General features: G+C 68.1%; 13 protein-coding genes and 1 pseudogene. 3 read left to right on the top strand and 11 right to left on the bottom strand.

Translation table 11 applies throughout. The annotated features are described in order from the left end of the window. On the bottom strand, positions 1 to 1,502 hold a 1,502-nt coding region (locus LI94_RS15345; RefSeq protein ID WP_239651244.1), incomplete at its 3' end, for a hypothetical protein. Continuing rightward, positions 1,495 to 2,883: a sigma 54-interacting transcriptional regulator gene (locus LI94_RS15340; protein ID WP_024443692.1), complete on the bottom strand. Its 1,389-nt coding sequence runs from the start codon at positions 2,881 to 2,883 to the stop codon at positions 1,495 to 1,497. The genes LI94_RS15340 and LI94_RS15345, both read right to left, overlap by 8 nt. A gap of 91 nt (positions 2,884 to 2,974) precedes the next feature. On the opposite strand from LI94_RS15340, the gene LI94_RS15335 reads away from it, so the two are divergent. After that, the gene (locus tag LI94_RS15335; RefSeq protein WP_024443693.1) at positions 2,975 to 4,012 is read left to right on the top strand and encodes an alpha/beta hydrolase; all 1,038 of its coding nucleotides are present in this window, start codon (positions 2,975 to 2,977) and stop codon (positions 4,010 to 4,012) included. Here LI94_RS15335 and LI94_RS15330 read toward each other — a convergent pair. Further along, a complete protein-coding gene (locus LI94_RS15330) occupies positions 3,992 to 4,579 on the bottom strand; it encodes a TetR/AcrR family transcriptional regulator (RefSeq protein ID WP_046301712.1) in 588 nt (195 codons plus the stop codon). The genes LI94_RS15335 and LI94_RS15330 overlap by 21 nt on opposite strands. 3 nt (positions 4,580 to 4,582) lie before the next feature. Beyond that, complete coding sequence (locus LI94_RS15325; protein WP_046301711.1) at positions 4,583 to 6,358, bottom strand: amidohydrolase family protein; 1,776 nt, start codon at positions 6,356 to 6,358, stop codon at positions 4,583 to 4,585. Between the two features lie 158 nt (positions 6,359 to 6,516). Between LI94_RS15325 and LI94_RS15320 the strand changes: the two genes are divergently transcribed. Next, positions 6,517 to 7,893, top strand: coding sequence for an HNH endonuclease signature motif containing protein (locus LI94_RS15320; RefSeq protein WP_046301710.1), 1,377 nt, complete (start codon positions 6,517 to 6,519; stop codon positions 7,891 to 7,893). Between the two features lies 1 nt (position 7,894). Here the strand turns inward: LI94_RS15320 and purH are convergent, their stop codons facing one another. From purH to LI94_RS15295, 5 genes are all read right to left on the bottom strand, one after another. After that, positions 7,895 to 9,472, bottom strand: coding sequence for a bifunctional phosphoribosylaminoimidazolecarboxamide formyltransferase/IMP cyclohydrolase (purH, locus tag LI94_RS15315; RefSeq protein ID WP_046301709.1), 1,578 nt, complete (start codon positions 9,470 to 9,472; stop codon positions 7,895 to 7,897). After that, positions 9,469 to 10,056: a phosphoribosylglycinamide formyltransferase gene (gene purN / locus LI94_RS15310; protein WP_046301708.1), complete on the bottom strand. Its 588-nt coding sequence runs from the start codon at positions 10,054 to 10,056 to the stop codon at positions 9,469 to 9,471. Before purN ends, purH begins: the two co-directional genes overlap by 4 nt. A 274-nt stretch (positions 10,057 to 10,330) precedes the next feature. Continuing rightward, positions 10,331 to 10,810 carry a hypothetical protein gene (locus LI94_RS24555; protein ID WP_046301707.1) on the bottom strand — a complete coding sequence of 160 codons (480 nt, stop codon included), beginning with the start codon at positions 10,808 to 10,810 and terminating at the stop codon, positions 10,331 to 10,333. Between the two features lie 83 nt (positions 10,811 to 10,893). Beyond that, on the bottom strand, positions 10,894 to 12,354 hold the full coding sequence (locus tag LI94_RS15300) for a DUF6350 family protein (protein ID WP_024443700.1): 1,461 nt from the start codon (positions 12,352 to 12,354) through the stop codon (positions 10,894 to 10,896). 45 nt (positions 12,355 to 12,399) lie between these two features. Then, on the bottom strand, positions 12,400 to 13,302 hold the full coding sequence (locus LI94_RS15295) for a DUF5336 domain-containing protein (protein WP_024443701.1): 903 nt from the start codon (positions 13,300 to 13,302) through the stop codon (positions 12,400 to 12,402). A gap of 155 nt (positions 13,303 to 13,457) precedes the next feature. On the opposite strand from LI94_RS15295, the gene LI94_RS15290 reads away from it, so the two are divergent. Further along, entirely contained in the window at positions 13,458 to 14,306 is an 849-nt protein-coding gene (locus LI94_RS15290) for an LLM class F420-dependent oxidoreductase (RefSeq protein ID WP_024443702.1), read from the top strand. A gap of 99 nt (positions 14,307 to 14,405) precedes the next feature. On the opposite strand, the gene LI94_RS15285 is transcribed toward LI94_RS15290, so the two are convergent. Together LI94_RS15285 and LI94_RS15280 are read right to left on the bottom strand one after the other, a co-directional pair. Further along, positions 14,406 to 15,938 carry an acetyl-CoA acetyltransferase gene (locus tag LI94_RS15285; protein WP_046301706.1) on the bottom strand — a complete coding sequence of 511 codons (1,533 nt, stop codon included), beginning with the start codon at positions 15,936 to 15,938 and terminating at the stop codon, positions 14,406 to 14,408. 92 nt (positions 15,939 to 16,030) lie between these two features. Continuing rightward, positions 16,031 to 16,336, bottom strand: a pseudogene (locus tag LI94_RS15280) (succinate--CoA ligase subunit alpha); the annotation flags it as partial. Positions 16,337 to 16,353: the final 17 nt, after the last annotated feature.

Raw genomic sequence — 16,353 nt, 5'->3', positions numbered from 1 at the left:
CTCGCTGAACCGCCGGGCCCATGCGGCGGTCCCAGCTTCGCCTCTCCTACGTCGAGCCTCGCTGAACCGCCGGGCCCATGCGGCGGTCCCAGCTTCGCCTCTCCTACGTCGAGCCTCGCTGAACCGCCGGCGACTTGCCGCAGCACCGTGTTGGTCAGCGTCCGGGTGACATTCCACGGCTCGGTGTCGCCGAACTGCCAGGGCCGGGTCGCTCCGGTCAGCTCGCCGGCCGCCCCGGCCCGACGGTGGTCGCGTTCGCCGCGGCGTCCCGAAAGTTGGCGCGCCACATCACGTAACGCCGTTTCGCCGAGGCGGCGCATCGCCTTGGGCGACAGCCGCCACTGCCCGTCGGAGCTGCGGTCCAGGAAACCCTGGTTGAGCAGCGCACGTTCGAGCTCGGCCAGCGTGCGCGCGTCGACGGCGGCCTGATCGCCGAGCTGGCGGGCCAGCGCGTCGAGGTCGACGTCGTCCATGCTCGCGCCCGGATACGCCTGTGACAGCTGCTCGGCCAGCTGTTCTAGCTCGGCGATATCGGACAGTGCCTGGGCGCCCTCTCCCATCCCGAGCGGGTTATTGCCGGAGAACTCCGACGAGCCGGTCCAGTCCTCTCCCGGACGGGCCGCCTGCAGATGTGCGTCCAGTCGTCCCAGCGCCTGTTGCAAGGCCGGCGAGCCGAAGGCCTGTTCGGCCAACGCATCCAACTCGGCGCGCTGCTCGGCGCTCAGGCTGTTACGGAAGCGCTGCGCGGCGGCCGCCCGCTGGGCCAGCGAGTCCAGCAACTCCTCGACATTGCGCGGGTTCTCCGGAAAGAACTCACCGTGTTTGTCCATGAACTGCTGGAAATCCGCACTCGTGTCTTTTCCTTGAGAGTGCTTGTCCAACAGGTCATTGAGATCGTCGAGCATGTCGCTGACTCGTTGCCGGTCGGCGTCGGTGGCGCCCTCCAGCGCCTGCTTCATGCCGGCGAATCGCTGGTCGAGCATCTCGCGACCGAGCAGATCCTTGATCTTGTCGTAGGATTCGCGGGCCTCGCCGCTGCGCCAGTCGTAGTCGGCCAGTTCCTGCACCGCTTTGGCCGGCGACGGCGACAGCCCCTCGATCTGCATCTCGGCGAAACGGGCGTCGTCGTCGAGCGCGCGGGCCAGTTCTTTGCGTTCAGCGAGCACTGCTTCGTCGAGCAGCTTTTTGACCTCGGCCAGCGTTCCATCTAAGTTGTTGCGGCGCAACAGTTCCCGTCGTCGCCGCTGCGCCTCGGCGGCCAGCTGGTCGGCTCCGGTCAGGTTCTTGGTGCCGCGGCGCAGTAACTCTTGCAGTGCCCGCCGCGGCGACGTCCCCTCCATGACGTCCCGGCCGATCTCCTCCAGCGCCTCGGCCAGGTCGACCGGCGGCGCCAACGGATCCGGCCCACCGGAGTAGGCCGAATACCGGGAAGCGTGGCTTCGTGACGATCGCAAGCGCGGCGAAGCCGGGCGCAGCGGGTCGTCACCATCAGATCTAGCCATAGACGGTTTCACCCTCGTCGGAAGTCTTGTCGATGCGCTTGGCCAAATACAGCGCTTCCAAGGCCAACTCGAGCGCGGCGGCGCGTTCGCCGTCGGACTCCGCCCCCAGGCGCTGCGCGATGGCGTCGATCACCGGCAGATCCGGCAACGCCGCCAGCACCGCTTTGGCCGAAATGCGCTCGCCCGTCGTCACCGTCGCGTTCTCGACCGCCGCCACCAGCGGTCCCACGTCGATCCCGCCCAGTGCCCGCGACGCGGTATCGGCGGTAGCCCGGCGCAGCAGGTGCTCCAGCACTGCCTGCTCGCGGCCCTCCTCGCCGGATTCGAATTCCAGCTTGCCGCGCAGCACGTCGACGATCGTGCTCAGATCCACCACCCGAGCCACCGGGTCGGTTTCGCCCAGCACCGCACCGCGATGACGCGCCGAGGCCGCCACCGTCTCCGCGGCGGCGATCGCGAAGCGCGCCGAAACACCGGAGCGCTGATCCACCGAGCGCGACTCACGCAGATAGCGCGCGAATCGAGCCAGCACCGCCAGCAGGTAGTCGGGCACCTGGGCGCTCAGGTGTGCCTCCTGCGCGATCACGCCGACCTCGGCGTCGAGTTCCAGCGGGTAGTGGGTGCGGATCTCGGCGCCGAAGCGGTCCTTGAGCGGGGTGATGATGCGGCCGCGGTTGGTGTAGTCCTCAGGGTTGGCGCTGGCTACCACCAGCACGTCCAGCGGCAGCCGCAGCGTGTAGCCGCGCACCTGGATGTCGCGCTCCTCCATCACGTTGAGCATCGCCACCTGGATGCGCTCGGCGAGGTCGGGCAGTTCGTTGACGGCGACCACGCCACGGTGCGCCCGCGGGATCAGGCCGTAGGCGATGGTCTCGGGGTCCCCCAGGCTGCGGCCTTCGGCCACCTTGATCGGGTCGATGTCGCCCACCAGGTCGGCGACGCTGGTGTCGGGGGTGGCCAGTTTCTCGGTGTAGCGCTCGCTGCGGTGCCGCCACGCGACCGGCAGGTCGTCGCCGAGCTCGGCTGCCCGGCGAATCGACTCGGGCGTGATCGGCGAGTACGGGTGCTCTCCGAGCTCGGCGCCGGCGATCACCGGGGTCCACTCGTCGAGCAATCCGCTCAACGCGCGCAGCAGCCGGGTCTTGCCCTGGCCGCGCTCGCCTAGCAGCACGATGTCGTGACCGGCGATCAGCGCGCGCTCAAGCTGCGGCAGCACGGTGTCTTCGAACCCGAAGATGCCGGGCCAGATGGCTGCGGCATCGTCACCGTCGGCGAGTCGGGCCAACAGGTTCTCGGCGATCTCCTGTTTGACCCCCCTCTCACGATGGCCGGCAGCACGCAGCTCACCGAGAGTCTTGGGCAGATCGTGCGGGGCATTCAGCGCGGTCACCACTCCACGCTACGACGGGCGTGGTGGTCCGTCACGGTGTCCCGGTTTATCCGGTCGACCAATACCCGATACCCTGGGTACTGTGAACTTTCCGGAATGGCGCGAACGACCGGCTCAGACCTATTTCGGTCCGGCCTCCTGGCAGGCTCGACTGCTGGCTGCGGCCGCGGCGATCTTTTTGCGCACCTCGATCGCAGTGCTGACCCTGGTCGGCATGGTCGTCAACCGGTTCTGGCCCGCCGCTCTGCAGCGGGCGCGCCTCGACCTCATCGACCAGCCGATGCGCTACATCCGGGCCCTGCCCGGCACCGAGGTGACACCGGAGCGGTTGACCGACTGCCCGGCCGAGTGGGTGGTGGCACCGGGCGCGCGCGACTCGAACCGGGTGATCGTCTACTTCCACGGTTCGGCACTGATCACACTGGGCCTCAATTCCCACCGCCGCTTCGCCAGCAAGCTCTCCGCGGTCACCGGCGCGAAGGTGTTCAACGTCGGCTACCGGTTGGCGCCGCTGGCCGGGATCGACGAGGCCGTCGCCGACGGTCTGTGCGCCTATCGCCGCGTCCTCGACGCCGGGTTCACCGCAGATCACATTGTGGTGGCGGGAGATTCGGCCGGTGGCCTGATGGCGGTGAACACCGCGATCGCCGCACGTGATGCCGGGCTGCCGGCGCCCGCAGCTCAGGTGTTGATGTCACCGCTGACGTCGTCGGACATGGAGATCAAACGCGAGGCCGCGCGCAGCCACCGCGACCCGTTCTTCCCCTTCATGGCGTTCATGTTCATCTACCGCGTGTTCGCCACCGTGAACGGCACCCGCGAGCTGCCGGTGATGCCGCCGGAGGCAGAGCTGCGCGGGCTCGGGCCGTTCCTGCTGCAGGTCGGCAACAACGAGTTGCTGCGCAACGACGCGTTCGTGCTGGCCGACAAGCTTGCCTTCGCCGGGGTGCCGGCCTGGGTTCAGGTCTGGGACCGTGCGTTGCACATGTTCCAGCTCACCTTCGACTTCAACCCCGACGCCCGCCGAGCCGTCGCCGAGATCGCCGACTTCGTGGACTACGCGACGGCGGCCGCACCGAGCAATGCCGACTCGGCGCGCTCAGATACGGCCGTCCAGTAGCGTCAACAGCAGCGGAATCCGATTCGCCTCGATCTCGGGCTGGGGCAGCACGGCGCGCACGATCGCCGCACCGTCGAAGGTGTTGGTCAACAGCGCCACCAGATTCGGAAAGAGTTCCGGCGGAAAGGCATCCGCGCCGGGCAGCACCCGGGCGGCTTCGCCGATCTTGGCGCTGTATTCGGCGAGCACATGTTGCAGGGTGGCTCGCAGCTTCTCGTCGGTGCGCGCAGCGATCAGCAGCTCGTAGAGCACCGCGTTGGTGGAATTGGCGGTCAGGTCGCGCAGCACCGTCAGCACCGCCTCCAGCGCCGGCACCTCGGCCGGGATCTCGGCGACTTGCTTGCCGAACCGCTCCAGTTGGCGGCGCAGGACTTCCTGCGCGGTGGCCGCCATGAAGTCACCCATGGTGCCGAAGTGGCGGAACAACGCCCCGTCGGACACCCCGGCGCGCGCGGCGATCACCTTCGCCGACGCCCGGGCATAGCCGATCTCGGCGATGGTGGCGATGCTGGCGTCGAGCAATCCGGCGACAGTGGTCTCGCGGCGCTCCTGCTGAGTTCTGGCCATGCGCTAAACCGATTGCAGCTCACGGGATCCGGCGCGCAGGAATCGGCCGGTCTTCACCGTGGTGCCGTAGCCCTCGCAGAAGTGGCCGTTGCGGAACACCACCGTGCCACCCACGCCGGTCGCGACCACCGCGTCGTCGTTGCGGTTGACCATCCGGCTCAGATCGCCATAGAACGGCACCTTCTCCTCGTGGTAGCCGTCGACGGCGTCGGTCAGGCCCGCCGGGTCGATCACCACAAAGTCCGCACGGTCACCCTCTCGCAGCGTGCCGGCGTCGAACCCGAACCAATCGGCGACCTCGGAGGTCAGCCGGTACACCGCCCGCTGGACGCTCATGAACGGTCGTCCGGCCGCCTCGGCGTCGCGGACGCGCTTGAGCAGGCGCAGCGAGAAGTTGTAGAAGGCCATGTTGCGCAGGTGCGCTCCAGCGTCGGAGAACCCCATATGGATCACCGGTTCGTTGGCCAACTTGTCCAGCTGCTTGGGCCGGTGGTTGGCGACGATCGTGGTCCAGCGGACGTTGCGTTCGCCGTTGTCCACTAATACGTCGAGGAACGCATCCAACGGGTGCAGCCCGCGTTCCTGAGCGATCTGGCCGAAGCTCTTGCCGACCAGGCTGGCATCCGGGCATTCGACGATCACCGCGTCGTGGAAGTCACGGTGCCACAACGACGGTCCCAGCTTCTTGCGGTCGAAGGCCTTGCGGAAGTTACGGCGGTACTCGGTGTCGGCCAGCAGCGCGTTGCGCTCCAGCTGGTCGCGCAGATGCAGAGCGGCGGTTCCCGCCCCGAACTCCTCGAACACCGGCAAGTCGATTCCGTCGGAATACAACTCGAACGGCACCGGCAAGTGCTGGAACCGGACGCTGGAGCCCAGCACGGTGTTGAGCAGCCGAGCGCCGGGACCGAATACCCGGACCGCGCCCGGCGCCGACTTGGCGTCCGCGGAGACCAGCAGGCTCATCCGAACCCCGCGCCGCCGGCCGAACATGCCACTGCTGGTGAGGAAGAAGTTCAAGGCCGTCAGCGGGTTTCGGACGTCGGGTGCGCTCTGCAACATCCGGCCACGCTTGCGCAGCACCTTGATCAACCGACGGCGCTCCCGCCAGGTGGCGAACGTCGACGGCAGCGCCCGAGACCGGAACCGGTCACCGTCGAGCTTGTCGATGGGGGCGTCCATCCCGGACATGCCCAGCAGTCCGGCGTCGAGACCCTGATCGAGCAGGGCGGCCATCTTCTCCAACTCGGCGTCGGTCGGGACGACGCCGTCGGTGGTGGCGCGGTCCAAGCCGAGCACCGCGGTCCGCAGATCCGAGTGGCCCAGCATCGAGCTGATGTTGGGTCCGAGCGGCAACTCCTCAAGGGCACTCACGTACTCGGCGGGCGTGGACCAGGTCTTCTTGGACTGCAGCGCATCCAGCACGAACTTGCGCGGGACCGCCTCGACCCGGCTGAACAGGTCGGCGGCGTCCTCGGACTCGGCGTACACCGTCGACAGCGAACAGTTGCCCAGCAGCACCGTGGTGACACCGTGGCGCACCGATTCCCGCAGACCCGGGTCCAGCAGTACCTCGGCGTCGTAGTGGGTGTGCACGTCGATGAAGCCTGGGACCACCCACTTGCCGGCGGCGTCGATCACCTCCGGGCAGCCGGCCTCATCCAGCTGCCCCGCGACGATGTCGGCGACGATGCCGTCGCGAATGCCCAGGGTGCGGACCTGCGGGGCGTTGCCCAGGCCGTCGAACCACAGTCCGTTGCGGATGATCAGGTCATAGCCCACTACCGTCTCCCAACTTCGAGGTTGAGATAGATAGTGAGCGCTAACAATCTTTATTGTCAAGGGGTCAGCGCCCCGGGGAGTTATCCCCAGTTCGATTTTGATCCACAGATTCGCGTTCTGCCTGCGTCAATCCCGGACAGACTCAATAGAATTAGCACATGCGTTCGAATAACCGGGAAGTGATCGTCGAGGTGTTCGACGCGCTGGCCGCCGGGCTGGACCGGGCGCTGGACCTGGACTTCGAGGCGCTGACCCCGCGCGAGTGCCTGGCACTGCTGCGGCGCTGCGAAATGCTACGGCGCCGGCTCCCGGCAGTGGAACACCCTCTGGTCAACCAGATCGCCGCCACCGACCCCGCCGAGCTGGGCGGCAAGCCCCGCTGGGTGTTGGCGGACGCGTTGCACCTCACCCGCGGTGAAGCGGGCCGCCGTCTCACCGACGCCAAAGAACTGGGTCCGCGCCGGGCCATGACCGGCGAGCCCATGGAACCGGTGCTACCGACGGTGGCCGCCGCTCAGCGAGATGGACAGATCGCGGCCGCCCACATCGCAGTGATCCGGGCCTTCTTCAACTACCTACCCGACGACGTCGATGCGGGCACCCTGGCCCAGGCCGAACAGCAGCTGTCCGGTCTGGCCGCCGAGTGCCGGCCCGACGAGCTGGCCAAACTGGCTCAGCGGCTCGCCGACTACCTGCACCCCGACGGCAACTACACCGACGACCAGCGCGCCAAGCGACGTGGCTTGGTGCTGGGGCCCCAAGATCGTGACGGCATGAGCCCGATCAAAGGATTCCTCGATCCCCAGGCACGCGCCACCCTCGAGGCGGTACTGGCACGCTGGGCTGCCCCCGGCATGTGCAACGCCAACGACGAGACCCCTTGCACCAGTGGCACTCCCTCGCAGGGGGCGATCGACGCCGATACCCGCAGCGCCGCACAACGCAACCACGACGCGCTCACAGCCATGGGCCGCGCGCTGCTGGCCTCCGGAGAATTGGGGCAACACAACGGGTTACCGGCCAGCATCATCGTCTCGACCACGCTGGCCGACTTGGAAGCCGGTAGTGGGAAAGCCCATACCGGCGGCGGCAGCTGGCTACCCCTGCGTGATGTGATCGCCATGGCGAGCCACGCTCACCACTACCTGCGGATCTACGACGGCGCCAAGGAGTTGGCGCTGTTCCATACCAAGCGGCTGGCTTCGCCGGGGCAGCGAATCGTGCTCTACGCCCGAGAACGCGGCTGTTCCCACCCCAATTGCCCCGTCTCCGGCTACTACTGCGAAGTGCATCACGACGACACCTACGCGAACACCAAGCGCACTGACATCACCGGCCTGACCCTGCGCTGCGGCCCCCACCATGAGCTCATGACCTCAGGCGGATGGAAGACCCGGAAACGCCACGATGGCACCACAGAGACACTGCCATCGCCACACTTAGACCACGGTCAACCGCGGGTCAACTATTACCATCACCCCGAAAAACTACTGGGCGAGCACGGTTCCGGCGCCGACGAAGACGACGGACCCTAGCTCAGTGCGCGAAATGCCGCGCTCCCGTCAGGTACAGCGTGATCCCGGCCTCGGCCGCCGCCGCGGTCACCTCGTCGTCGCGCACCGAACCACCCGGGTGCACGATCGCCTTCACCCCGGCCGCGGTCAGCGTCTGCAGGCCGTCGGGGAACGGGAAGAACGCATCCGATGCAGCCACCGCACCGGCCACCCGCTCGCCCCCGCGCTCCACCGCCAGTCGGGCCGCGTCGACCCGGTTGACCTGGCCCATGCCCACGCCGATGGTGGCGCCGTCACCCGCGACCACGATCGCGTTCGATTTGACCGCGCGGCAGGCCCGCCAGGCGAAGACCAGGTCGGCCAGGGTGGCCGCATCGGCCGGTTCGCCGGTGGCCAGCGTCCAGTTCACCGGGTTGTCCCCGGAAGCGTCGAGGCCGTCGCGGCTCTGCATCAACAGCCCACCGCTGATCTGGCGCCATTCGGTGCCGCCGCGCAGTGGTTCGGAGGCCAGCAGCACCCGGATGTTCTTCTTGCGCGCCAAGATCTCCACGGCCCCGGCCTCGTAGGCCGGCGCGACGATCACCTCGGTGAAGATGGTGCTGACGTACTCCGCCATCTCCACGCTGACCTCGGTGTTGGCCGCGATGACGCCGCCGAACGCGCTCAGGGGGTCGCACTCGTGCGCCTTGCGGTGGGCATCGGCCACCGAGGTCGCCGAGACCGCGATGCCGCACGGGTTCGCGTGCTTGATGATGGCCACGCAGGTCTCTTCGTGATCGAACGCCGCGCGCCATGCGGCATCTGCATCGGTGAAGTTGTTGTAGGACATCTCTTTTCCGTGCAGCTGCTCGGCCTGAGCCAAGCCCGGCCACGCGCCGGCGTCACAGTAGAGCGCGGCCTGCTGGTGCGGATTCTCGCCGTAGCGCAGCTGCGCAGCACGGCGGTAGGTGCGCCCGTACCATTCCGGCAGTGCTTGACGCGGCTCTTCCGCCGGTTCGGAGGGGGCCAGCGTCGACGACATCCAGCTGGCGACGGCCACGTCGTACTCGGCGGTGTGCCGGAATGCCAGGGACGCCAAGCGCTTCCGCTCTTCGAGGGTGAAGCCGCCGGCGTTGACCGCGGCCAGCACACCGTCGTAGCCGAGCGGGTCGACCACCACGGCGACGCTGGGGTGGTTCTTGGCAGCCGCCCGGATCATCGAGGGCCCGCCGATGTCGATCTGTTCGACGCACTCGTCCTGGCCGGCACCGGAATCCACGGTCTCGCTGAACGGGTACAGGTTGACCACGACCAGCTCGAACGCTGCGATCTCCAGCTCATCGAGCGCCGCGGCATGCTCGGGCTTGCGCAGGTCGGCCAGCAGTCCGGCATGCACGCGGGGGTGCAGAGTCTTGACTCGGCCGTCGAGCACCTCGGGGAAGCCGGTCACCTGCTCCACGGGCGTCACCGGAATACCCTCGGCCGCAATCGACTTGGCGGTGGATCCGGTGGAGACGATATCCACGCCGGCGGCGTGCAGGCCGGCGGCCAGGTCGACCAGTCCGGTCTTGTCGTAGACGCTGATCAACGCCCGGCGAATCGGTCGCTTGCCGTCGGTCATCCTAGGGTTGCCTTTCGTCCGTTCCAGGTCACGCCGCCGGTCGCCAAGGCGGCCAGTACGTCAACCAGGAGCTTGCGCTCCACCTTCTTGATGCGTTCATGCAGAGAGTCTTCGTCGTCGCCGTCGAGCACGGCGACCGGTTCTTGGGCCAGCACCGGGCCGGTGTCGGTGCCGGCGTCCACCAGGTGCACGGTGCAGCCGGTGACCTTGACCCCGTAGGCCAGCGCCTCGGGGACCGCGTGCGCGCCCGGGAAGGAGGGCAGCAGTGCTGGATGGGTGTTGACGGTGCGCCCGAGAAACCGGTTCAGGAAATGCGATCCCAGAATCTTCATGAAGCCCGCCGAGACCACCAGATCGGGGTTGTGGGCCGCGGTGGCCTCGGTCAGCGCAAGGTCCCATGCCGCCCGGTTCGGATAGTCCCCCATCCGGACGGTGAACACCGGCAGCCCCGCCGCGGCAGCGACCTCCACCGCCCGGCAGTCGCGGTCGGTGCCGACGGCAACCACCCGCGCGGGGTAGTCGTCTACCGCTGCGGCCAGCAGCGACTCGAGCAGCGACCCGGTGCCCGACGCCAGCACCACCATCCGGGCGGGGACGCTGGGGGCCACATGGATCGGTTGCACGGTGACTGAGCCTAACGCGGTGATCGCAGGCGCGGCGAAGCCGGGCGCCGCGGCTCACCGCCATCGGCGGTGGCGGTTGCGAACGTAGCGAAGCTGGAACCGGCGCGAGAACCCGGCGGTTCAGCGAGGCTCGACGCAGGAGGGCCGAAGCTGGAACCGGCGCAAGAACCCCGCGGTTCAGCGAGGCTCGACGCAGGAGTGCCGAAGGTGGAACCGCCGCAAAACCCCCCGCGGTTCAGGCGGAGCGCTGCGCTCGCGCCCGGGCGACCCGAAGTGCGGCCGCCACGCCGTCCGTCCAGATCTCGACCATGTCCCAGGTGACCTCGGGATGGCCCATCGGCTGAGTCATCTTGCCGAGCTTGCTGACTCTTGCATACGCCAGGTCCTGAAAGTCGGGGTCGTCCAACTCGGGGAACTCGTCGTACTCACTGCAGAACCCCGCACCCTCCAGCTCGTCGTAGAGGGACTCGGCCACGTCATCGCTCAATCCGAGAGGTCGCGACTGCGGTGACGGCTCGGTCATCTGCATTCCGGCCTGGACGCCGTCCACCCAGATCAGGACCACCACGTCGAGCACCCGCTCATGGCCCGGCGGCAGGATCTGCCCGGTCAGCATCTCGGCCCGGACGCCCGCCAGCATGTTCAGGTTCCGCCGCCTGGGCACGCCAGATGGGCCATTCTTGCGGGCTGGCTCGGCGCTCACGACGTCGGTCATGTCGTCCCCCTGGAGTTCGGACGGTCGGCACCACCCATCCGATCAGCCAGCGGCGACATATATAAGGGACCGAAGTCCTTGATTTAGCGGTCGTATCCGTCGTCGTCGGTAAACATCAGGTCCTCGGGGTCTTCCAGCGGGCCCGGCGGCTGCGTCGGCGTGTGTGACCGAAACGTTCGCGGCGGCTCGGGTTCAGGCCTCCACTTCAACTCGCCGTCATCGGTGACCTCATCTGACTGGAAGCCCGGTTCGAAGTCATCGTCGAACAGCTCGTCGGTTTCGAAGGGCTCTCCGACGACAACGAGGTCCTCGGGATCGACGTCGGCGAGGGGCGCCGGCCCAGATACGGAGACGCCTTCGGGCTCCACGGGCCGCTCCGGGGCGGGTGGCAGCACACGCTGTGGCCCGACCACCGCGTCAGCCCGGACCCCGCCGATCATCACCACCGTTAGTGCTCCGATCGCGGCGAACCACCCGAACACCGCCGGACCGAACGTCAGCTGATCCACACCGACGTCGCCGAAGTTGCCCAACCGGCCTCCACCGGCCAAGCCGAGTACGGCCATCGACACCGCCGCGATGAATGCCGCCACCGCCACCTTGGCCAGAGCTGGAAGCAGCGGCAGCGGCCGGCGGGCGCACTGCTGGCCTACGGCAACCCCGGACGCCGCCCCGATGATCAGCAGCGCCACCCACGCGGGGCCCAACGGCGGGACGGGCGCCGCAGCCAGGATCGGCAGCGCGGGGATGTCGCCGCCGAGAACGGTGAAGGCACTGAACAGCGCGGGACCGATGTGTGCGCTCGAGCCGACCGCCATCGCCGTCGCGCCGACGAGCACATTGGGCACATACAGCAGGGCCAGCAGCGTCAGGCTGAGCTGGCCGAACAGTGAATCGGTGATCGCGTAGAGCTCATGCATAGTCCCCCAGTGCCAGATCAAGGAGCACACCGTCACCGCCCCGGCCAGGCCGAACAGCGCCAGCATGCCGGTGATCGCGGCTCGTACCGAGTCCGCCAGCCAATCCGGTAGCCGGGCCTCGGCCAGCGCCCGACGGCCCACCCGCGTCCCCAAGCCCAGCGCCGCACCGATCACGTGCACGAAAAACACGTGCGCGAAGGCGCTCAGGGCATGGGGGGTCTGCAGTTCGGTGATGACCGAGGCCGCGTCGTGAATGACCGCCAGGGAGACCGCGGCGATCAACAGTGGTCCACCTACCGCGGAAGCCACGATCCAGCGGATGACGAACCAGGAGGCTCCACGGGCGGTGGCCTGCGCGGTGGTTCGGGCCGTACCGGCCACCATCAGCAGCACCGGCAGCAGCGGCAGCGCGCCCAGGTCACGGCCGCCTATCGATACCGGCACCTGGTGCACGGCCAGCCACATGCTGGCGATGGCACCTGAGGCCCCGGTCATGTCACTGTTGGCGATCAGCAACTGCAGCAGTGTCACCGCTGCGATGATGGTCAACGCCACCACGGACGGCCCGAAGGCGACCCGTAGCAGGTCGCGGGTCGGGTTCGAGCCTGGTTTGACGCCGGTCACCGATGTCACGCTGCGAGCACGTTCAACTCGGCGCGCGGGCGCGGGTTAGGGCTGCGCCGGCCCCGACGAGGTGGAGCCACCCTGCGACTGCTGGCCACCCGTCGAGCTCTGATCCGAACCGGCTGCGCTGTGGCCACCGGTCGACGCACTCCCCGACCCACCGGACGACGGCGGGTTGTAGGACGGAAATCCGGTCGGCGGGGTCGGCGGCCCCTGCGGCGCCGCCTGCTGTGCGCCGGAGTTGAAAGCGCCCGTCGAAGGGGAGCCCTGCGCCTGCTGCGCGCCGAAGCCGCCGCTGGAAGGCGCGGAGGGGTAGCTGCCGTACGAGGACGGGTAGCCGGGCTGCTGTGGAGCCTGCTGGCCCTGGTGTCCCGGGTGGCCATAACCCTGCTGGCCGGGCTGACCGTAGTAGTTACCGCCCGGCGGCAGGCCGTACTGGGCATAGGGGTCGTACTTGGGACGCGGCGCCGGGGCAGTCACCACGCCGGCCTCCAGCAGCAGCGATCCGACCGCGGCGGCAGCCTGCAGGACGCTGAAGATCAGGATCAGCCACAGCCCCCAACCGATGGTGTAGCTACCACTGGCACCGGCGATCGTCGAAATAGCCAGCAGCGCACCCAGCGTCGAGACCACGGCGACCACCGCCGTGTAACTCTTCGCCTTGGGCAGCAGGGCCACCGCGGCCAGCAGTGCGGACAGCACCGCCAGCGGAACGGTGTGGCCTGCGTCGCTGAGGATCAGGGGGTAGTCAACATCGGTGATCGTCACGATCGGACCGAAGTTCGCCAGGTAGACACCCAGCCCCAACGCAACGACCGCGATTCGGAGGTATTGCGGCACTTTGCTCTCGACGTCGCCACCCGATTTCGCGAACGATGGGGTCGGTTGTCCGTAGGAGCCTGATGGTTGTGAAGGCTGGTAGCCGGGATTCCCGGGCGAGTAGGTCATGACCTCTCCTGTGCTTGTGGGCAGGCGCTGGTGGGCGGTGCGGCGCGCTTCGACCATCCACGCTAGCGCACTTGCGGGCCGAGTCGGTGGGTCAACACTGCGCGACCGGCACCCCCCCGTTGCCCACCGAACAGGAACACGTTCTAATCGGGGATATGGATTACGGGCTCGTGCTATTCACCAGTGACCGTGGCATCAACCCGGCAGCGGCCGCCAAACTCGCCGATGATCACGGTTTCACCACCTTCTATGTACCGGAGCACACGCATATTCCGGTGAAGCGACAGGCCGCGCACCCGACCACCGGCGACGAGTCCCTGCCCGATGACCGGTACATGCGCACCCTGGATCCGTGGGTCAGCCTGGGAACCGCATGCGCCGTGACCTCGCGGGTGCGGCTGTCCACCGCGGTGGCACTGCCCGTCGAGCATGATCCGATCACGCTGGCGAAGTCGATCGCCACCCTGGATCACCTGTCCGGCGGACGAGTCAGCCTGGGCGTCGGATTCGGCTGGAACACCGATGAATTGGCCGACCACGGCGTTCCCGCCGGCCGCCGGCGCACCATGCTTCGGGAGTACCTGGAGGCGATGCGGGCGCTGTGGACCGAGGAAGAGGCGTCCTTCGAAGGCGAGTTCGTGAACTTCGGCCCGAGTTGGGCTTGGCCCAAGCCCGTGCAGTCGCACATTCCGGTGCTGGTCGGTGCCGCCGGGACCGAGAAGAACTTCAAGTGGATCGCCCGCAGCGCCGACGGCTGGATCACCACGCCGCGTGACTTCGACATCGACGCGCCGGTCAAACTGCTGCAGGACACCTGGGCGGCCGCCGGCCGCGACGGAGCACCGCAGATCGTGGCGCTGGATTTCAAGCCGGTGCCCGAGAAGCTGGCGCACTGGGCCGAGATCGGTGTCACCGAGACTCTCTTCGGGCTGCCCGACAAGTCCGAGTCCGAGGTGGCGGCTTATGTGGAGCGCCTGGCTGCCAAGCTGGGGCTCAGCGCCTAGCGCAGGAGCCCCCACTCCGCGCGAAGGTGCGTGTTTGTACGGCGACACGCCAGTTCTGCTGACATTCTGTGCACCCTCGCGGCGGAACGGTGGTGGAGGTCAGCGCGGAGAACAGCGGTTGCCGTAGTCGAACGCGTGCACCGTCACCGGAGCGCCCAGCGGCTCGCCGTCGGACAACAACGCCACCAGGTCTTCGTCTTCGGTGGTCGCCAGGAACCGGCTGCCGTCGGCGTCGAGCCGGCCGATGATGATCCCGGTGCGGGTCTGCCAGTCGTAGCGGACGCTGTAGGTCTCGATGGTGGCCGGGCCCTCGGCCTTCTCGGTGACAGGCACGGTGGCGGCGGCATCGATCTGCGGCTGCAGTTCGGCACTGCGATCCGGCGTCCACGGCACCGGAGTGGTCGCATACACCCCGGCTGCGTACTTGCTCATCATGCCGCCGTTGGCCCCGACATAGGCGAATTGCCCAGGGACACTTCGCGCTGCGGCGACGGCCTCGGCGATCGCGTGCATCGAATAGTTGTTGCCGGCGCCACCGAAGAAGGGCAGCCCGCCGGTCAGGGTCAGGCCGCGTGGGTCGTCGGCGGACAGGCCGAAGGCGTCACAGATGGCGAACACCGGCACCGGGAAGCAGCTGTAAAGGTCCATGGCGGCGACGTCGTCGAAGCCGATCCCGGCCATCTCGAGCGCCTCGTTGGTGGCCGCCACCGCAGCCGGGTAGGCGCCCAGGTCCACGCGATCCAGCAGCCGCTGGGAACGCAGTGCGGCGTGACCGTGCAGGTACACCCAGCGGTCTTCGGGAACCCCCAGGCGTCGGGCGGCCTGCACCGACATCACCAGCACCGCGGCACCCTGGTTGACCTGATCGCGCGCCACCAACAACCGCGGGTAGGGGTCGCAGATCATCCGGTTCTCGGTGCTGATCGTGATCAGTTCATCGACCGACCGCTCCACCGGCGAGGCCGAGAACGGGTTCTTGGCCGCGATCTTGGTCATCGGGGCGAACAGCTCCCCCATGGCCTGCAGGTAGTCGGCGGTGCTGCGGCCCAGCCGGGACCGGCGGGCGTTCTCCAATAAGCCGTACTGCACCGCCGGGCTGGTCAGCCCGTGCATCACGGTGTAGTGCTCGACGAAGTCCTCCAGGCCATAGCCGCGGTCTTCGAACTGGCCCTCGACGGTCTCGTTGAAATCCGGCTTCTTGTCGGCCTTGGCGTAGTGGCGCAACGTCGATGTCGCGTCGGATCCGCACAGCAGCACCACGTCTGCGGTGCCGGCCACGATCTCGCCGGCGAACTCGGTCAGCAGCGCCTGCGGCCCCTGCCCGCCCACTTTGTCCAAGATCGCGCGCGCCGGATCCGCATCGATCCGCCGCGCCACCGACCGCGGGAAGTTGTTCGACTTCCCCAGCGGTGCAGGGGTATTCGGGATGGAGATCTCGAATTGGCGGGTTGCGGCCACCGTGTCGATGGCCGAGGCGACCTCCGCTGCGTTCGCGCCACAGTCGGCCAGCGCGGCCTGCGCGGCGGCGGCGGCCAACTCCACCGGCGACATGGCGCGATAGCCGGCGTCGTCGATGCGCTCGGCGGCCTGCCCGACGCCGACCACGACGGGAGTGCGGGGATCGATACTCACGGTTTCACCTCACCACAAATGCCGACCGTGCCGTCTCATACGCGACGCGCTGCTGGCGGCGTACGAAACGGCACGGTCGGGGTTGTTCTTGCCTACAGGCTCTCGAGGATCTGTCGAGCCAGGGCCGCGGTGGCCGACGGGGTCTTGCCCACCTTCACCCCGGCAGCCTCCAGTGCCTCCTGTTTGGCGGCCGCGGTGCCCGACGAGCCCGACACGATGGCGCCGGCGTGGCCCATGGTCTTGCCCTCCGGCGCGGTGAACCCGGCCACGTAGCCGACGACCGGCTTGGTGACGTGGGCCTTGATGTAGGCCGCGGCCCGCTCCTCGGCGTCGCCGCCGATCTCGCCGATCATCACGATGACCTTGGTCTCGGGGTCCTTCTCGAACGCCTCTATGGCTGTCTCTTATACACATC

It is taken from the genome of Mycobacterium sp. UM_Kg27 (assembly GCF_000972905.1).
In the GTDB taxonomy this organism is placed as follows: domain Bacteria; phylum Actinomycetota; class Actinomycetes; order Mycobacteriales; family Mycobacteriaceae; genus Mycobacterium.
The sequence above is the reverse complement of the archived record's forward strand: the minus strand, read 5'-3'. Positions and strand labels throughout refer to the sequence as shown.

Excerpts from the sequence above, each read along its gene's own strand:
- purN (WP_046301708.1), bottom strand. The coding sequence starts at position 10,056 with ATGGTGGTGCTGGCGTCGGGCACCGGGTCGCTGCTCGAGTCGCTGCTG.
- LI94_RS24555 (WP_046301707.1), bottom strand. The coding sequence starts at position 10,810 with ATGACCGACGTCGTGAGCGCCGAGCCAGCCCGCAAGAATGGCCCATCT.
- purH (WP_046301709.1), bottom strand. The coding sequence starts at position 9,472 with ATGACCGACGGCAAGCGACCGATTCGCCGGGCGTTGATCAGCGTCTAC.
- LI94_RS15320 (WP_046301710.1), top strand. The coding sequence starts at position 6,517 with ATGCGTTCGAATAACCGGGAAGTGATCGTCGAGGTGTTCGACGCGCTG.
- LI94_RS15295 (WP_024443701.1), bottom strand. The coding sequence starts at position 13,302 with ATGACCTACTCGCCCGGGAATCCCGGCTACCAGCCTTCACAACCATCA.
- LI94_RS15290 (WP_024443702.1), top strand. The coding sequence starts at position 13,458 with ATGGATTACGGGCTCGTGCTATTCACCAGTGACCGTGGCATCAACCCG.
- LI94_RS15330 (WP_046301712.1), bottom strand. The coding sequence starts at position 4,579 with ATGGCCAGAACTCAGCAGGAGCGCCGCGAGACCACTGTCGCCGGATTG.